Source organism: Bradyrhizobium sp. CW1 (assembly GCF_023100665.1).
GTDB lineage: Bacteria > Pseudomonadota > Alphaproteobacteria > Rhizobiales > Xanthobacteraceae > Bradyrhizobium > Bradyrhizobium canariense_D.
Window position 1 is genome coordinate 5,382,769 of record NZ_CP064684.1, and the last position, 14,789, is coordinate 5,397,557.

General features: G+C 66.2%; 14 protein-coding genes. 8 read left to right on the top strand and 6 right to left on the bottom strand.

What is annotated here, in order from left to right:
* Positions 1-37: 37 nt before the first annotated feature.
* The 3 genes from meaB (at position 38) to IVB54_RS26430 (ending at position 3,151) form a co-directional block, all read left to right on the top strand.
* The gene (meaB, locus tag IVB54_RS26420) at positions 38-1,027 is read left to right on the top strand and encodes a methylmalonyl Co-A mutase-associated GTPase MeaB (RefSeq protein WP_018456883.1); all 990 of its coding nucleotides are present in this window, start codon (positions 38-40) and stop codon (positions 1,025-1,027) included.
* Positions 1,024-1,677 (top strand): pyroglutamyl-peptidase I, encoded by a 654-nt coding sequence (locus tag IVB54_RS26425; protein WP_018456884.1) that lies wholly within the window; start codon positions 1,024-1,026, stop codon positions 1,675-1,677. Before meaB ends, IVB54_RS26425 begins: the two co-directional genes overlap by 4 nt.
* Before the next feature lie 103 nt (positions 1,678-1,780).
* Positions 1,781-3,151, top strand: coding sequence for a TIGR03808 family TAT-translocated repetitive protein (locus tag IVB54_RS26430; protein ID WP_018456885.1), 1,371 nt, complete (start codon positions 1,781-1,783; stop codon positions 3,149-3,151).
* A gap of 27 nt (positions 3,152-3,178) precedes the next feature.
* On the opposite strand, the gene IVB54_RS26435 is transcribed toward IVB54_RS26430, so the two are convergent.
* From IVB54_RS26435 to IVB54_RS26450, 4 genes are all read right to left on the bottom strand, one after another.
* Positions 3,179-3,820, bottom strand: a complete 642-nt coding sequence (locus IVB54_RS26435) for a TIGR03809 family protein (RefSeq protein WP_018456886.1) — start codon at positions 3,818-3,820, stop codon at positions 3,179-3,181.
* Positions 3,821-4,328: 508 nt separating this feature from the next.
* Positions 4,329-6,035 carry a S8 family serine peptidase gene (locus tag IVB54_RS26440; protein ID WP_026233259.1) on the bottom strand — a complete coding sequence of 569 codons (1,707 nt, stop codon included), beginning with the start codon at positions 6,033-6,035 and terminating at the stop codon, positions 4,329-4,331.
* 15 nt (positions 6,036-6,050) lie between these two features.
* Positions 6,051-6,746: a hypothetical protein gene (locus tag IVB54_RS26445; protein WP_026233260.1), complete on the bottom strand. Its 696-nt coding sequence runs from the start codon at positions 6,744-6,746 to the stop codon at positions 6,051-6,053.
* Complete coding sequence (locus IVB54_RS26450; protein ID WP_007593582.1) at positions 6,743-7,312, bottom strand: sigma-70 family RNA polymerase sigma factor; 570 nt, start codon at positions 7,310-7,312, stop codon at positions 6,743-6,745. Before IVB54_RS26450 ends, IVB54_RS26445 begins: the two co-directional genes overlap by 4 nt.
* Positions 7,313-7,747: 435 nt before the next feature.
* Between IVB54_RS26450 and IVB54_RS26455 the strand changes: the two genes are divergently transcribed.
* Together IVB54_RS26455 and IVB54_RS26460 are read left to right on the top strand one after the other, a co-directional pair.
* Positions 7,748-8,905 carry a GGDEF domain-containing protein gene (locus IVB54_RS26455; protein WP_018456889.1) on the top strand — a complete coding sequence of 386 codons (1,158 nt, stop codon included), beginning with the start codon at positions 7,748-7,750 and terminating at the stop codon, positions 8,903-8,905.
* Positions 8,906-8,968: 63 nt separating this feature from the next.
* Positions 8,969-10,072, top strand: a complete 1,104-nt coding sequence (locus IVB54_RS26460; RefSeq protein WP_026233261.1) for a DUF2336 domain-containing protein — start codon at positions 8,969-8,971, stop codon at positions 10,070-10,072.
* A 10-nt stretch (positions 10,073-10,082) separates the two neighbouring features.
* Here IVB54_RS26460 and IVB54_RS26465 read toward each other — a convergent pair whose 3' ends face one another.
* Together IVB54_RS26465 and IVB54_RS26470 are read right to left on the bottom strand one after the other, a co-directional pair.
* Positions 10,083-10,721, bottom strand: coding sequence for a DUF1109 domain-containing protein (locus IVB54_RS26465; protein WP_018456891.1), 639 nt, complete (start codon positions 10,719-10,721; stop codon positions 10,083-10,085).
* Positions 10,722-10,723: 2 nt separating this feature from the next.
* Positions 10,724-11,269, bottom strand: a complete 546-nt coding sequence (locus IVB54_RS26470; RefSeq protein ID WP_018456892.1) for a sigma-70 family RNA polymerase sigma factor — start codon at positions 11,267-11,269, stop codon at positions 10,724-10,726.
* Positions 11,270-11,562: 293 nt separating this feature from the next.
* On the opposite strand from IVB54_RS26470, the gene IVB54_RS26475 reads away from it, so the two are divergent.
* From IVB54_RS26475 to IVB54_RS26485, 3 genes are all read left to right on the top strand, one after another.
* A complete protein-coding gene (locus tag IVB54_RS26475) occupies positions 11,563-12,219 on the top strand; it encodes a hypothetical protein (RefSeq protein WP_018456893.1) in 657 nt (218 codons plus the stop codon).
* Positions 12,220-12,369: 150 nt separating this feature from the next.
* Positions 12,370-13,149, top strand: coding sequence for an enoyl-CoA hydratase (locus IVB54_RS26480; RefSeq protein ID WP_018456894.1), 780 nt, complete (start codon positions 12,370-12,372; stop codon positions 13,147-13,149).
* A 222-nt stretch (positions 13,150-13,371) separates the two neighbouring features.
* A complete protein-coding gene (locus IVB54_RS26485) occupies positions 13,372-14,769 on the top strand; it encodes a TolC family outer membrane protein (protein ID WP_247776505.1) in 1,398 nt (465 codons plus the stop codon).
* Positions 14,770-14,789: the final 20 nt, after the last annotated feature.

A 14,789-nucleotide genomic window follows, 5' to 3' on the forward strand; every position in this document is an offset into this window, starting at 1 on the left:
CCCTCGCCTGCCCCACGCGGGCGTTGTAAAGCAGGGCATGGTTGAGAAAAAGCCTTCACTGGACATCAAATCCCTCGCCCATGACCTTCGCGCCGGCAGCCGCGCGGCGCTGGCGCGGGCCATCACGCTGGTCGAGAGCCGGCGCAGCGACCATCAGGCGCTGGCGCGCGAGCTGGTGCAGATGCTCTTGCCTGACACCGGCAGAGCGCTCCGCGTCGGCATCACCGGCTCGCCCGGCGTCGGCAAATCCACCACCATCGACGCGCTCGGCATCCATCTGATCGAACAGGGTCACAAGATCGCGGTGCTCGCAGTCGATCCGTCCTCAGCCCGCAGCGGCGGCTCGATCCTCGGCGACAAGACGCGGATGGCCCGGCTCTCGGCTTCCGACGATGCCTTCATCCGACCCTCGCCGTCCTCGGGCACGCTCGGCGGCGTCGCGGCCAAGACACGCGAGGCGATGCTGCTGTGCGAGGCGGCCGGCTTCGACGTCGTGCTGGTCGAGACCGTCGGCATCGGCCAGTCCGAGACCGCGGTCTGCGACATGACCGATTTCTTCCTGGCCTTGATGCTGCCAGGCGGCGGCGACGAATTGCAGGGCATCAAGAAGGGCCTGGTCGAACTCGCCGACATGATCGCGATCAACAAGGCCGACGGCGACAATCTCAAGCGCGCCAACATCACCGCCGCCGATTATCGCGGCGCGCTGCATATCCTGACGCCACGCTCCGAGCACTGGCATCCGCCGGTCGAGACCTATTCGGCGCTGACTGGCGACGGCATTGCGAAGATCTGGCAGAAAGTCCTCGATCACCGCAAGGCGATGAATGCCTCCGGCGACTTCGCCGCACGGCGGCGCGAGCAGCAGGTGAAATGGATGTGGTCGATGCTGGAGCAACGCATGCTGGCGCGGTTGCGCAGCGAGGCGTCGGTGCGAACCAAGGTCCGGAAGATCGAGACCGAGGTGGCCGACGGCCATCTCACGCCGGCGCTCGCCGCCGAAAAGATCCTGGAGTTGCTGCAATGAGCGACAAGCTCCGCGTTCTCCTCACCGCCTTCGGCCCGTTCCCCGGCGCGCCCTACAATCCGACCCAGCCGCTGGTCGCCCGGCTGGTGCAATTGCGCCGTCCCGCACTCGACGATGCCGCGATCTCCAGCCACATCTTCCCAGTCACCTATGCCGCGGTGGACCGGCAATTGCCGGAGGTGCTCGCGAAAGAGAAGCCCGACGCGCTGCTGATGTTCGGCCTCGCCGCACGCACGCCCTATCTGCGCATCGAGAGCCGCGCGCGCAACGCCGTCACCATGCTCTGGCCCGATGCCGCCAACACCCGCTCGAGCAAGCGCGGCATCGCCGGTAATGCGGACGCGCTGATTTTCGGCCCGCACACCGCAAGGCTGCTGCGCGCCGCCCGCCTCACCGGCATCGACGCGCGGCCCTCGCGCGACGCCGGCGCCTATCTCTGCAATTACCTGAGCTGGCGCGCGATCGAAAACGTCAGGGGCGGCGGGCCAAAGCTCGCCGCATTTATCCATATTCCCCTGCTCGCGCGCAGTGGCGCCGTGCGCCGCAAGGGCGCGCCGCGGATCACGCTGGAGGAACTGGTGGACGCCGGGGAAGCGATGCTGATGGAGATGGTACAGTTGGCACGGAAGGCTCGGAACACGACTGTGTAAACATTTAACCCTACCGCGAACAATCCTCACGGCCCCAGCCGCGCGGTCCCGTTTTTGCGCTACCTAACCGCTGCGGACCCCCGCGTCCGCCGGAGGACGCGTCATGGACCTCAATCGCCGCCATCTCATTGGAGCATCGACCGCAGGCCTCGCCGGCGCGCTCGCGATACCAGCCGACGCCGCGCGTGCGGCGCCGCTGACGTCGCTGCTCGGCCGCGATGCCACGCAATATGGCGTGCGGCCCGGCAGCAGCGAGGATCAGACCCGCGCGCTCCAGCGGGCGATCGACGAGGCTGCGCGGGCGCAGATGCCGCTAGCGCTGCCACCCGGCATCTACCGCAGTGGGTTGCTACGCTTGCCAAACGGCGCGCAACTGATCGGCGTGCGCGGCGCGACAAAATTCGTCTTCACCGGCGGGGCCTCGGCGATCCAGAGCGACGGCTCCGATGCAATCGGCCTTTCCGGCATCACCTTTGACGGCGGCGGCATTCCGCTGCCGACGCGGCGCGGGCTGATCCAGATCCTCGGCGGACGCGACGTCCGCATCACCGATTGCGCGATCACCGGCTCCGGCGGCAGCGGCATCTGGCTCGAGCAGGTCTCCGGCGACATCTCGGGCAACATCTTTACCAACATCGCGGTGACGGCAGTGGTGTCGTTCGACGCCAGGGGTCTCAGCGTCTCCCACAACACCATCACCGGCACCAACGACAACGGCATCGAGATCCTGCGCACGGCCATCGGCGATGACGGCACGCTGGTCACCGATAACCGCATCGAGGACATCAAGGCCGGCCCCGGCGGCTCCGGCCAGTACGGCAACGCCATCAACACGTTCCGCGCCGGCAACGTCATCGTGCGCGGCAATCGCATCAAGAACTGCGATTACTCCGCCGTGCGCGGCAACTCGGCCTCGAACATCCACATCACCGGCAACAGCGTCAGCGATGTGCGCGAGGTCGCGCTCTATTCGGAATTCGCTTTCGAGGCCGCGGTGATCGCCAACAACATTGTGGACGGCGCCGCGGTCGGCGTCTCCGTCTGCAATTTCAACGAAGGCGGCCGCATCGCCGTGGTCCAGGGCAACATCATCCGCAATCTGATCCCGAAGCGGCCGATCGGCACCGCGCCGGATGACGATGCCGGCATCGGCATCTACATCGAGGCGGATTCATCTGTCACCGGCAACGTGATCGAGAACGCGCCGTCCTACGGCATCGTCGCCGGCTGGGGCAAATATCTCCGCGACGTCGCGATCACGGGCAACGTGGTCCGCAAGGCACTGGCCGGCGTCGGGGTGTCCGTCGTGCCCGGCGCCGGCACCGCGCTCGTCAACAACAACATGATCTCGGAAACCCCGCGCGGCGCCGTGGTCGGGCTCGATCATGCGCGCGCCGTGACGTCCGATCTGTCGGTGGACGGCGCCCAGCGGTTTGCGCAATTGGTGGTCGGCGGGAATGCGGTGCGGCGATAGCTGCCGCTGCTCGCCTCCTCCCGAACGCTAGAACGCGTTCCGCAGCAGTGGATACTTCGCTTCGAGCCCGTCGAGGCTGAAGGTGAACTCAACCAGGCGCTCGGGGGCTGCGACAATTTCGGCTGCCGGCGGAGAGAACTGCGGCAGAAGCGCCGCCATCGCAGCCAGCGCCTTGGGCGCTGCCGTCGCGGCCGGCACCTTGGGCCCCGTCATCGCGACGGGCGCGGTGGGCGGCGCCATGGCAGCCGGCACTTGGAGCGGTGCCATCGGGGCAGGCGCGGCGACCCGCGCGGCCGGGGCTTCGGAGATGTCGGCGAGAACGCCCGGCTTGGGATCGAGCCTGACCGGCACGGCGGTCTCCGGGACGATGTGCACGGCCTTCGGTTGCACTGTCTGCGCCTGCTGCTCGCGCGGAAACATGCGGGGCATGGTCGCCGGCGACCAGCCGAATGCGGGCGACACGCTCGCGGCCGCCGTGGCGACGTCAGCGCCGGTGGCAAGGGCGCGCCAGGTCTGGACGGCGAGCTTCGCTTCCTGGATGTTTTCGAGAAATGCGATCTCGGAGTGATAGCGGCGCCAGCGCCCGGTCTCGAACATCTCGGAGAGATGCACCAGCCGCTGCTCGGCGAGAGCGCACCAGCGTGCCGCAATGTCGCGGCCAATAGCCACGTCGCGAATAGCCTCTTGGCGATGTGTCATAAATCAGCCCGTCAGGAGAAAATACGGACGCGACGCAACGCACACGAATCAATTTAGACGCGACGTGAATATTTTGTGGAAAAGTTTTGACTTGTCCAGCAACGACGATGTTTTCGTCGCCAAACTCCGTAGTCGTGCGGAGATTCAAGCGGTTTTGGAGTCAAGCTTCGCACAAGCATAGCGCGCTTGCGGCGTGCCGGCGGAGCAGTGGCGATGAGTGAGCCACGATCTCTCAACCGGAAGCTGATCTCGCGCAGGCTTCGAGGGATTGGACGCCCAAAAAGAAAAGACCCGTCCGGGGGGACAACCGGACGGGTCGAGCCATATGGGCGCTTGGGGTGGATGGGCGCTCGCGCCTGATATGACTTATGGGGAGGGATAACCGCTCCCACATAATTTGGTCGTGGCAGCGGGCCGAACGTTCAATGCGGCGTTTGATTTTTCAACCTTCGCGCCGCGCGCAAAGTTGTCGCAGCCGCTATCGCGTCGCCGGCCTATCCGCCTGAGAAACCGTGGCTTTATCCTCGGTGCTCGACAACGAGGGTTGCTCTAATGCGCGGATGCCAGGCTCGTCGCGACGCTTCTCGATATCTTCACGTTTTGTTGTACCGGATGCGGCCGCGACCGGCGTCGCGCCGGCGGCGGGAACGGCCATGACCGCGGCAAACGCGTCGGCCCCGCCATCGCCGAACAGATCATCACGCCCGGGTGAACCGAGGTCACGCGCCGTCTTCGCCAGCGTCGTGCGCAGCGCTTCCGGCTTCAAGGCGGAGTTGCGCTCGAGCAGCAGCGCTGCGACGCCGGAGACATACGCGGCCGAGAACGAGGTGCCCGACGTCATCTGGTATTTGCCGTCAGGCGCTGGCAGGAAGATATCGACGCCGGGAGCCGCGACCGCGATGTAGTTGCCACGGTTGGAGGCGGTGAACAGCCGGTCCTGCTGGTCGGTTGCGCTGACCGCGATCACGTTGGGATTGGCGGCCGGATAGAGCGGCGGCGACTTCGCGCCGGCATTGCCGGCGGCTGCGATCAGCACCAGGCCACGCGCGGCGGTCGCCGCGATGGCCCGCTCGATCACCGCGTCTTTGGGACCGGCAAAGCTCATGTTGACGATCTGCGCGCCGTGCTCGGCGGCATAGTTCAGAGAGCGCAGGATGATGTAGGACGAGCTCTCGGCCCCGCCGGTGGTGCCGCCGAAGGCGCGGATGGCGATGATGCGCGCCTCGGGCGCGCTGCCCATCAGCTTGGCATGCGCCACGATGGCGCCTGCAATGCCGGTGCCATGAATGTGCGGGCCTTCGGCGCTACCGAGCGCATCGAAATTATCGGCAATGGAATTGGCAAGTTCCGGATGTCGGGCGTCGATGCCGGAGTCGATCACAGCAACCGTCACATTGGCGCCATGCGCGAGAGTATGTGCCTGCGGCAGGCGGAGCTTGGCCAGCGCATATTGCGCGGGATCTCCCTCGGTCGGCACCGACGATTTCTGGTCCTGAAGCAGGTAGCGGAAGTTCGGCTGGACCGAACGCACGCTGCCGTCGGCCGCGAATTCACGCCGCACCGTCGCGGAGGGCCGGCCGTCGGTGATGCGGAACAGTCCGAACGTCGCCCCGATCAGCGGAAAATTCTCGGAGGACACGCGCGTCAGGCCATGGCGACGCGCAAGCTCGTCGGCCTCGGTCGACGACAGCCCGCCATCGATCTCGGCGACGAATTCGTCGGCGAAGGTACGCAAATCCGCGGCGACGGGCGCGTTGTTGCCGCGCCGCTTTCCGGCGGTCTTCTTGCCCGATTTGCCCGAGCCATCGCCGCCTGCGTTCTGCTGCGCCAGGCATTCGCCGGCGGCGTCGCGATCGGGCGCGGTACAGGCGGGATAGAGGTTCGGGGAGTAGCGCGCATAAGGCAGCACCGGCGTCGGCCCCATCCGCGCCGAAATCCTCGTCGTCACGATCGGACCGGGACCGCGGCCGACGGCCACCGCTCTGGCTGCAACGCCCGGACTGACGCGTGCGGCGATGCCAGGAGAAATGGTCGGCATTCGGGAGGGGACGCTGATCGTCGGCGTGCGCATGATCGCCTGCGCCTGCGCAACCTCGACGCCGAGACAGGCGGCGAGCAAAAGCGCGGCTGCGACCGACGAAGCGCAGACCCCGGCTCTTACTCCACTTTCGGACTTGCGCGTCATCAGCTTGGAAGCGCCTTACGGCGCCGCGACGGCGAGGTTGACGAACTTCTCGCGCTGCATCTTGCCAAGCAGCGAGTTGAGTTCGTCACGGCTCATCGCCTTGTCGAACTGGAGGCGGAACATGCCGCCCTTGGCATCACCGATGATCGAAGCCTGGTAGCCGTCGAGCAATGCGGTGATGTCGGCGACGCGCGCCTCGGGCGTGAAGCGTACCAGCGCGCGCGCTGGCGGGACGGTCGTGCCGAGGTCGCGTGTGATCGGAGCGCTGGTCGAAAGCGAAGCAGTCTGGAAGGTCGCAGTCTGGGTCTGCGTCAACACCGCGCCGATGATTCCGGCTTGCAGCACGAGGGCCATGGCGCCAAGGCTCGCCGACCAGGCGAGAGTGCGCGGCGACAGGCTCGCAAAGAAGGTGGCGATGCGCGCCGACAGCGGCAGCGAACCGGCCGCCCGCGCGGGCTCGGCGTCGATCGCCGCGAATAGCTTCTGCATCGCGCGCGCCGACGGAGCACCCAGGCTCTCGTTCAGATGAATGGTCTCTTCATACTCGCCGCGGATCGCGGCATATTGCTTCGCGAGCTCGGGATCGCGCGCTAGCGCCTCGTCGACGCGGCGCGCATCGCGCGGGTTCAGCGTGCCGGCGGCGTGCCACGGCAGCAGCAGTTCAATTTCACCGGGCTCTTGCTCCAGCATCTTCTTGCTCAAAGCCATCATGGCCAGCCTCGCTCAATGCCGGCTGCCTTCAGCAGTTCGGCCAATTTCTTGCGCGCATAGAACAAGCGCGTCTTCACAGTGTTCTCCGGGATGCCAACGATTTCGGCCACCTCTTCCACGGATTTCTCGTGGTAGTAGACGAGATCGACGATTTCCCGATGATCCGGCGAGAGGCCCGTCAGACACTCCCGCAACGCTTCACTGGTATCCTTCTTCTGCACCGCCGTTTCCGGATTGTCGGACGTGTCCTCGATCGCGTTCGCGGCGTCGTCGTCCAACTCAAAATCCTTCCTGCGCCGAAGCGCAGACAGGGCCTTGAATCGGGTAATGGCCAGCAGCCAGGTGGAAACGGCGGATCGGCCCTCGAACTTGCCGGCTTGACGCCAGACGTCGAGAAATACCTCACTGATGAGGTCTTCCGCCGCCTGCTCGTCCCGCACGAGCCGAAGGCCGAACCGATACACCCTTACATGGTGCCGCCCGTACAGCACCTGCATGGCGAGCCGGTCGCCTTGAGCGATCCTGGCGATCAGGATCTCGTCCGAAGCCGCTTGTGTCACGCTCAAAGGCCGTCTCGCAAGATTGGTCGGGTCGATGCGGCAGACGGTTCGACGGGAGGGGTAAAATTGTTCAGCCTACCGCAGTCATACGGGAGGCTGTGTGATCTACCCCACATACGCGAAATTTCCTTTTGCCACCCGCGGCTGGGCGCCGCGCTCAAGAACGGTAACATAGTAATGAAGCACTTTCCTGAGCAATGCCGTCCAGCATAGAGAAGCCGACGTGCATGGAACCTTAGCAGCCTAGCACGACATATGTCTTCCGAAGCCCTGCTTTGGCTCGACCGCGTCGCACACGACGCCTCACGGCCGGCAAATTCCTCGGGGCCGCTCGACGTCCCCGCTCCTGCGCTGCACAGCGTGGATTCGGTTTCGAAGGATACCAAACCTAAAGGCTTGCCACGTAGATTTTTGGGCTGACATCCACCATTGGGCGGGACCATGAGCACGGCTGCGACGTCCTTTCCCGAGAGGAATGCCGCTGAGGCCGCGGATCTCGCCCTGACGACCGCGGCTGCGGCACCCGAGGTCCTGGCGCGCCGGATCCGGCAGCGGCGCCAGATGTATGTCGGCCAGGTGGCGAGCTACTCGCTCGGCGCCTCCGTCCTGCTGCTCTACGCCTATGACGGCGTCATCTCCATGGGCGTTCCGTCACTGTTCTGGCTCGGCGGCCTTCTGACCATCGGAACCTTCACCGTGCTGTCGGAAGCGGGCTTCGGCGACCGGTTCGAGGATCATTACCTCACCGTCTTCCAGATCTCGGCGCATATGTCGCTGCAGCTGCTGTTCCTGCTCGCGGTGCCGACAGTCGGAGTTGCGTTCCTTGCCGTGCTGTTTCTGATCTTCGCCTTCGGCACGCTTCGTATGACATCGAGCCAGGCGATGCTCACCTGGGGCCTCGCCACTTGCGGGCTCGCCTTGGTCTTCCTCGCCTCGGACTTGCCAATCGGACTGCCGGTTACGACCCAGCTGCAACGGGCCGCCTCGATGCTGTGCTTCGTGCTGGTGATTGGCCAGTGCGCCTTCCTCGGCCTGTTCGGCGCCACGCTGCGCAAGATCCTGTACCGGCGCAGCATCGAGCTGAAGGCCGCCTATCAGCGCATCGAGGAGCTGGCGGAGCTCGACGAACTCACCGGCTCCTACAACCGCCGCTGCATCATGCGGCTTCTCGACGCCGAGATCGAAAAATCGCGGCAGACATCGACCCCTTGCGCGATCGCACTCATCGATCTCGACTGGTTCAAGCGCATCAACGACGCCCATGGCCATCCCGTCGGCGACGAGGTGCTGCGCACCTTCGCAATCACCATTTTCGCCAACATCCGCCCGGCCGACTGCTTCGGCCGCTACGGCGGCGAGGAATTCTTGCTGCTGCTGCCGGGGACGGACGGCGATGCGGCATCGCGCACGCTCGATCGGCTGCGCGGCATCGTCGCCGATCTGGACTGGAGCGCATTCTCCCCGGGCATGCGCGTGACCATTTCCGCGGGCGTCGTGACGCTGCGCGACAACGATACCGCCGACACGTTTCTCGTGCGCGCCGATAGCGCGCTCTATTCCGCCAAGGCACAGGGGCGCAACCGCATTGCAACCAGCTGATCAATCCATTTTCTCCCGGCGCGACCGAAGCCGCTGCCGGGCCGAACGCGCCAGGACAGGGCAATGAGATCTAAATCCGCCAAATCATCCGAGAATCTGCTCGAGGAATTGCAAACCGCGCTCTCGCACGGCACCGTCGCGCACCGGGTCGAGACGCTGCGCCGCGTCACAGATCTCTTCGTGGGCAACGCCTCGGACTATTCCGACGACCACGTTCGTGTGTTCGATGACGTGTTCCAATGCCTGATCGAGCAGATCGAGACGTCCGCCAAGGCGCTGCTCGCCGACCGCCTCGCACCGATCGCGGCTGCGCCGCCGAAGATCATCCGCACGCTCGCGCTCGACGAGGTGATTGAGGTTTCCGGCCCGGTGCTGTCGAAATCCGAACGGCTGGACGAGGAGATCCTGATCGAGATCGCGCGCACCAGGGGTCAAGCCCATCTCAAGGCGATCTCGCTACGGCGGGTGCTGTCGGAAGCGCTGACCGACGTGCTGGTGACCCGCGGCGACGAGGACGTGGTGCAATCGACCGTCAGCAATCCGGGTGCGCAACTGTCGGAGGGAAGTCTCGCCGACCTCGTGACCCGCGCCGAGCGTGACGACGACCTCGCCAGTTGCATCGGCCTGCGGCCCGACTTGCCCCGCCATCATTATTTGAAGCTGGTCGCAAAGGCCTCCTTGGCCGTGCGCAGGAAGCTGGAGGCCGCGCACCCCGAGTTCGCGGACGACGTGTCCAGCGTGGTCCAGGAAGCGGCCCAGCGAATCCGCGCCGCCAGCATGACCAGGCAGACCGAGAGGGCGCGCGCGCTGGTGAAGTCGCTGCATGAGGACGGCCGCCTCACCGAGCTCCAGGTCGCCACCTTCGCGGAGCAGGGCAAGTTCGACGAGACCAATGCGGGGCTCGCGGCGCTTGCGGGCGTCGCAGTCGAGACCGCCGAGACCATGATGATCGAAAGCCGGATCGAGGGCGTGATGATCCTCGCCAAGGTCGCGGCCATGCAATGGTCGAGCGTCCGCGCCATCATTGCCCTGCGCGAGAAGCTCTCAGGCGGCTCGCAGACCGACATGCTGACGCTACGCGACGCTTACGAGGCGCTGCGCAGCTCGACCGCGCAGCAGGTGCTGCGCTTCCACCGCATGCAGCAGGGCGCGACGCCGGCGGCGTGAAGCCGGCGAGCTAGTAGCGTAGGACCCTCGCCCCCACGAGCGCGCCAATTGCCGCCACCAACGCGGTGGCGAGCGTGTACCAGGTCGCGACGAACAGCGGCGAGTCGTCGGTGCAGTGTGAAGCGTACAGCGTCGCGGCGAGCCCGGCCGACACCAGGCCGGCGAGAGCCCCGGCGAGCGCCGGATGGGACGGCGCGCCGTGACGCAGGCCGAACAGGGCCCCAGCAAGCAGCGGCAGCGACATCGCAGGGATTGCGAACAGGCATACCCTGGAATTCTTGCCCACCAGTCGCATCGTCATCGGCATGGCCGGCGCCATCATCGCCTCGCTGCCGATCGCCACCGCGAGCAGCCCGACCGGCAGCAGCAGTAGCCAGCCCCAGCCACGCAGCAAGGCCTCGGGACGCGACAGATGCAGGCTGACGATGATCGCCGGGATCGCGAGCGACAGCGTGACCGCGAACTTCATGTCGAAGAACGGGTTGTGCATCGCGCTCATCACGTCGTGACGCACACCGAGAAAGGTGGCGAAGATCAGGATCGACAGCGGCGCAGCGACCAGCAGCGCCATGGTCAGCACCGCGCCGACGCGCGGCGGACGATGGGCGTTGTCGGCCGCGAGCGAGCGAATGAGTTGATCGGTGTCCATGACTACTGGTCCCGCAGTTTGGCAGTCAGCGCGGCAAGTCCGCGATGTAGCGCGACCCGCACCGCGCCCTCGCTCATCGAATATTTCACCGCCGTGTCCTTGATCGACGTGCTGTCGACCGCGATCGACTGCAACACGTCGCGCTGGCGCTGCGGCAGCGTATTGAGCTGGCTGGCGACTTCGCCGGCCGAGACCGTCTCCTGCGGCGCCTCGCCCGGCAGGGTCTCGGCGAAATCGTCGATGTTGACGAAGATCCGCCTGCCCCGTCGCCGCAGCATGTCGATCAGCTTGTTGCGGCCGATCGCAAACAGCCACGGGGCGAAGGGGGCTTCGCTGTCCCAAGTGTGCCGCTTCAGATGCACCGCCAACAAAATCTCCTGCACGATATCCTCGGCCTGGTCGGGAGGCTGCCCGGCCCGAGCCAGGCCGCGCCTCGCGGCAGCGCGCAGCACAGGCGTGACCGCCTTCAACAGGCGCTGATACGCCGCGTCATCGCCTGCCATGGCCGACCGCATCAGGCCGGTCCACTCGTCCTCACGTCCGCGCACGCGCGCCCCTCACCATGCAATTCGGCCGCTCTTTCAGTTTGTTACGCTGGCATCAGCCAGATCACGAATTCGTGATCTTGCTTGGCCACGCGACCGATGCGGCCGTCAGGATCTGCGACGGCTCATAACACCGATCGGTCCAGTCCGCACCCCGCGGCCGGCTGCGAAGGCAGCGGTTTTGCCGCGCTTTTGCCCGGTGTGGCCCGAAGATTCCCATTTTCTGCCCCGCTGTGGTCACGCCCCAGGGTCTCTGTTCAGTCCCGGGACGGGCGGAATTTGGGGAGATCGTCAACATGATGAAAGCCAGCGGGCGCGCGGCCCTGATTCTCCTGGCCGGGCTTTTCTTGCTGTTCGGGGGCGTTGCACAGGCGGCGCCGAATTCAGCCGCAAGCAGCAAGTCGGACAGCGCGGGCAAACAGGCCGACACGGTCAAGCCGACCAAGCAGCGGCATCACACGTCGCGTCACCGCGACAACACCAAGACGGCAGAAAAATCCGACGACAAGGCCGACAAGAAGGACGCCGCGGCAACGGCCGATGAGACGAAGGCCGACAATCGTGACGCGCCGACCTCGAGCCAGATGCCGCCGGAAATCGCCAACGCCAACGCGCAACTCGCCGCCGCCGATACGCCGACCGCGGCTGCCGCTTCCGCAATGACGGGCCGGGCCAACGACAACGTCCAGGCCGCGGCCGATAATACCGCCGCCCCGAACGCCGAGAGCCAGGTCGTCGCACCCGATCAGCTCAACGACATCGACCGCGCCCTGCAACAGGACAACACGCCGGCGCAGAGGGCGGTGATCGACGCGCAGCCGCGTCCGGCGCCGGTGATGGCAAGCAGCCAGCAGAGCTCGGCCTGGGACCAGAGCTCCCTGATCGGAAAAATCTTCATCGGCGTCGGCACGCTGCTGACGCTGGCCTCCGCCGCGCGTATGTTCATGGCGTGATTTTGGCCTGATCGCCGGCCCGCGGGACCTGGTCCGGAACGCGCATCTGGCCGCGTGTTCCGGCCGTCCTCGCGCCGATGGCTTTGCGGCCTCTTGAAGCCCACCGCGCGAGCGGGCACATTGCCCGCTCAACCAAAGCGTGGGTGGAGCATGAGCACGTTCGAACACATCATCGTCGAAAGCAAAGGCGCGGTCGGCATCATCAAGCTGAACCGGCCGAAGCTGCTCAACGCACTCTCCTTCGGCGTCTTCCGCGAGATCGCCGCGGCCGTCGACGATCTCGAAGCCGATAACGCCATCGGCTGCATCGTCGTGACCGGCAGCGAGAAGGCGTTTGCTGCCGGCGCCGACATCAAGGAGATGCAGCCGAAAGGCTTCATCGACATGTTCTCGGAGGATTTTGCCGCGATCGGCGGCGATCGGGTCGCGCGCTGCCGCAAGCCGACGATCGCCGCGGTCGCAGGCTATGCGCTCGGCGGCGGCTGCGAGCTCGCGATGATGTGCGACTTCATCATCGCCGCCGACACCGCCAAATTTGGTCAACCCGAAATCACGCTCGGCACCATCCCCGGCATCGGCGGCACCCAGCGCCTGACCCGTGCGATCGGCAAGTCCAAGGCGATGGACCTTTGCCTCACCGGCCGCATGATGGATGCGGCCGAAGCCGAGCGCAGCGGCCTGGTCAGCCGCATCGTTCCCGCCGACAAGCTGATGGACGAGGTGATGGCCGCGGCCGAGAAGATCGCCGCGATGTCGCGGCCCGCGGTCGCGATGGCCAAGGAAGCGGTCAACCGCGCCTTCGAGACCACGCTCGCCGAGGGCATGAGCGTCGAGCGCAACCTGTTCCACTCGACCTTCGCACTGGAGGACCGCTCCGAGGGCATGGCGGCGTTCATCGAGAAGCGGAAGCCGGTGAACAAGAACAGGTAAAGGCAGGCGAGCGGTCAGCCTGGTGTAAGGCTCTGCCGCTTTCCCGCAGAATCCCTGTGACGTGCCTGCAACAAGCACGGAATACATGGGGGTTTCCCCCGCGGCAGTTTGCCTGCGGGACCTCGGCTGGTTAAACAGCTAAGAGAGCCGCCGTCGGCGGGGGCGGACAGCCGGGATTTGCGGGATTACATGATTGGGCGTGCCGCCAGAGCTGGTCGCGTGATGACGCGGCATCGATCGGGCGTGGCTCCTGTGCTCGCGACATGGACCACGCTGGCGCTGTGTTGCGCCCTGCCCTCGGCCGCACGGGCGGAAGCGCTGCCGGAGGCGCTCGCCAAGGCCTACCAGACCAATCCGCAACTCAATGCCGAGCGTGCGCGGCAGCGCGCCACCGACGAGAACGTGCCGCAGGCGCTCGCCGGCTACCGGCCACAGATCGTGGCAAGCCTCAGCGCCGGGTTGCAGTCGGTGCGCAACCTGCTGCCCGACAACACCATCCAGACCGCCAATCTGAAGCCATGGATCATCGGCGTCACCGTGTCGCAGACCCTGTTCAACGGTTTCCGCACCGCCAACAACGTGCGCGCCGCCGAACTCCAGGTGCAGTCTGGCCGCGAGGCGCTGCGCAACGTCGGCCAGGGTGTGCTGCTCGACGCGGTCACCGCCTACACCAATGTCCTCGCCAACCAGTCGCTGGTCGAGGCGCAGCGCTCCAACGTCGCCTTCCTGCGCGAAACGCTCTCGGTCACCCAGCGGCGCCTCAACGCCGGCGACGTCACGCCGACCGACAGCGCCCAGGCCGAGGCGCGGCTCAACCGCGGGCTTTCCGATCTCAACGCCGCGGAAGTCGCGCTGGCGGTGAGCCAGGCGATCTACGCGCAGGTGATCGGCAATGCGCCGTCGCAGCTTCGGGCCGCCGAAGTCGTCGACCGCTATCTGCCGAAGAGCCGCGAAGACGCGCTGACGATGGCGATCCGCCAGCACCCAGCGGTGATGGCGGCGGGCTTCGACGTCGATGTCGCCTCCACCAACATCCGCGTCGCCGAAGGCGCGCTGCTGCCGAGCGCCAGCGTCCAGGGCAGCGCCAGCAAGAGCCGCAACAACGACCCGACGCTCGGCACCTCCGCCGAAGATCAGGCCTCGATCGTCGCCAATGTCACCGTGCCGATCTACGACGGCGGCCAGGCCGCCGCACAGACCCGGCAGGCCAAGGAAATCAGGGCGCAGAGCCGGCTCGTGCTCGATCAGGTGCGCAACCAGGCGCGCACGGCGGCGGTCAGCGCCTGGGTTGCCAATGAAGGCGCCAAGATCGCGGTCTCGGCTTCGGAGTCCGAAGTGAAGGCGGCGACCGTCGCGCTCCAGGGCGTGCAGCGCGAGGCCGCCGGCGGACAGCGCACGACGGTGGATGTGCTGAACTCGCAGGCCGATCTGATCCAGGCCAAGGCCCGCCTGATCGGCGCCAATCGCGACCGCGTGATCGCTTCCTACACGCTGCTCAGCGCCGTCGGCCATCTCGACGTCAAGACCTTGAGCCTGAACACGCCGGACTATCTGCCCGAGGTGCACTACCAGCAGGTCCGCGACGCCTGGCACGGCCTGCGCACGCCATCGGGGCAGTAGTTTCAATCGTCTGGCTTGGT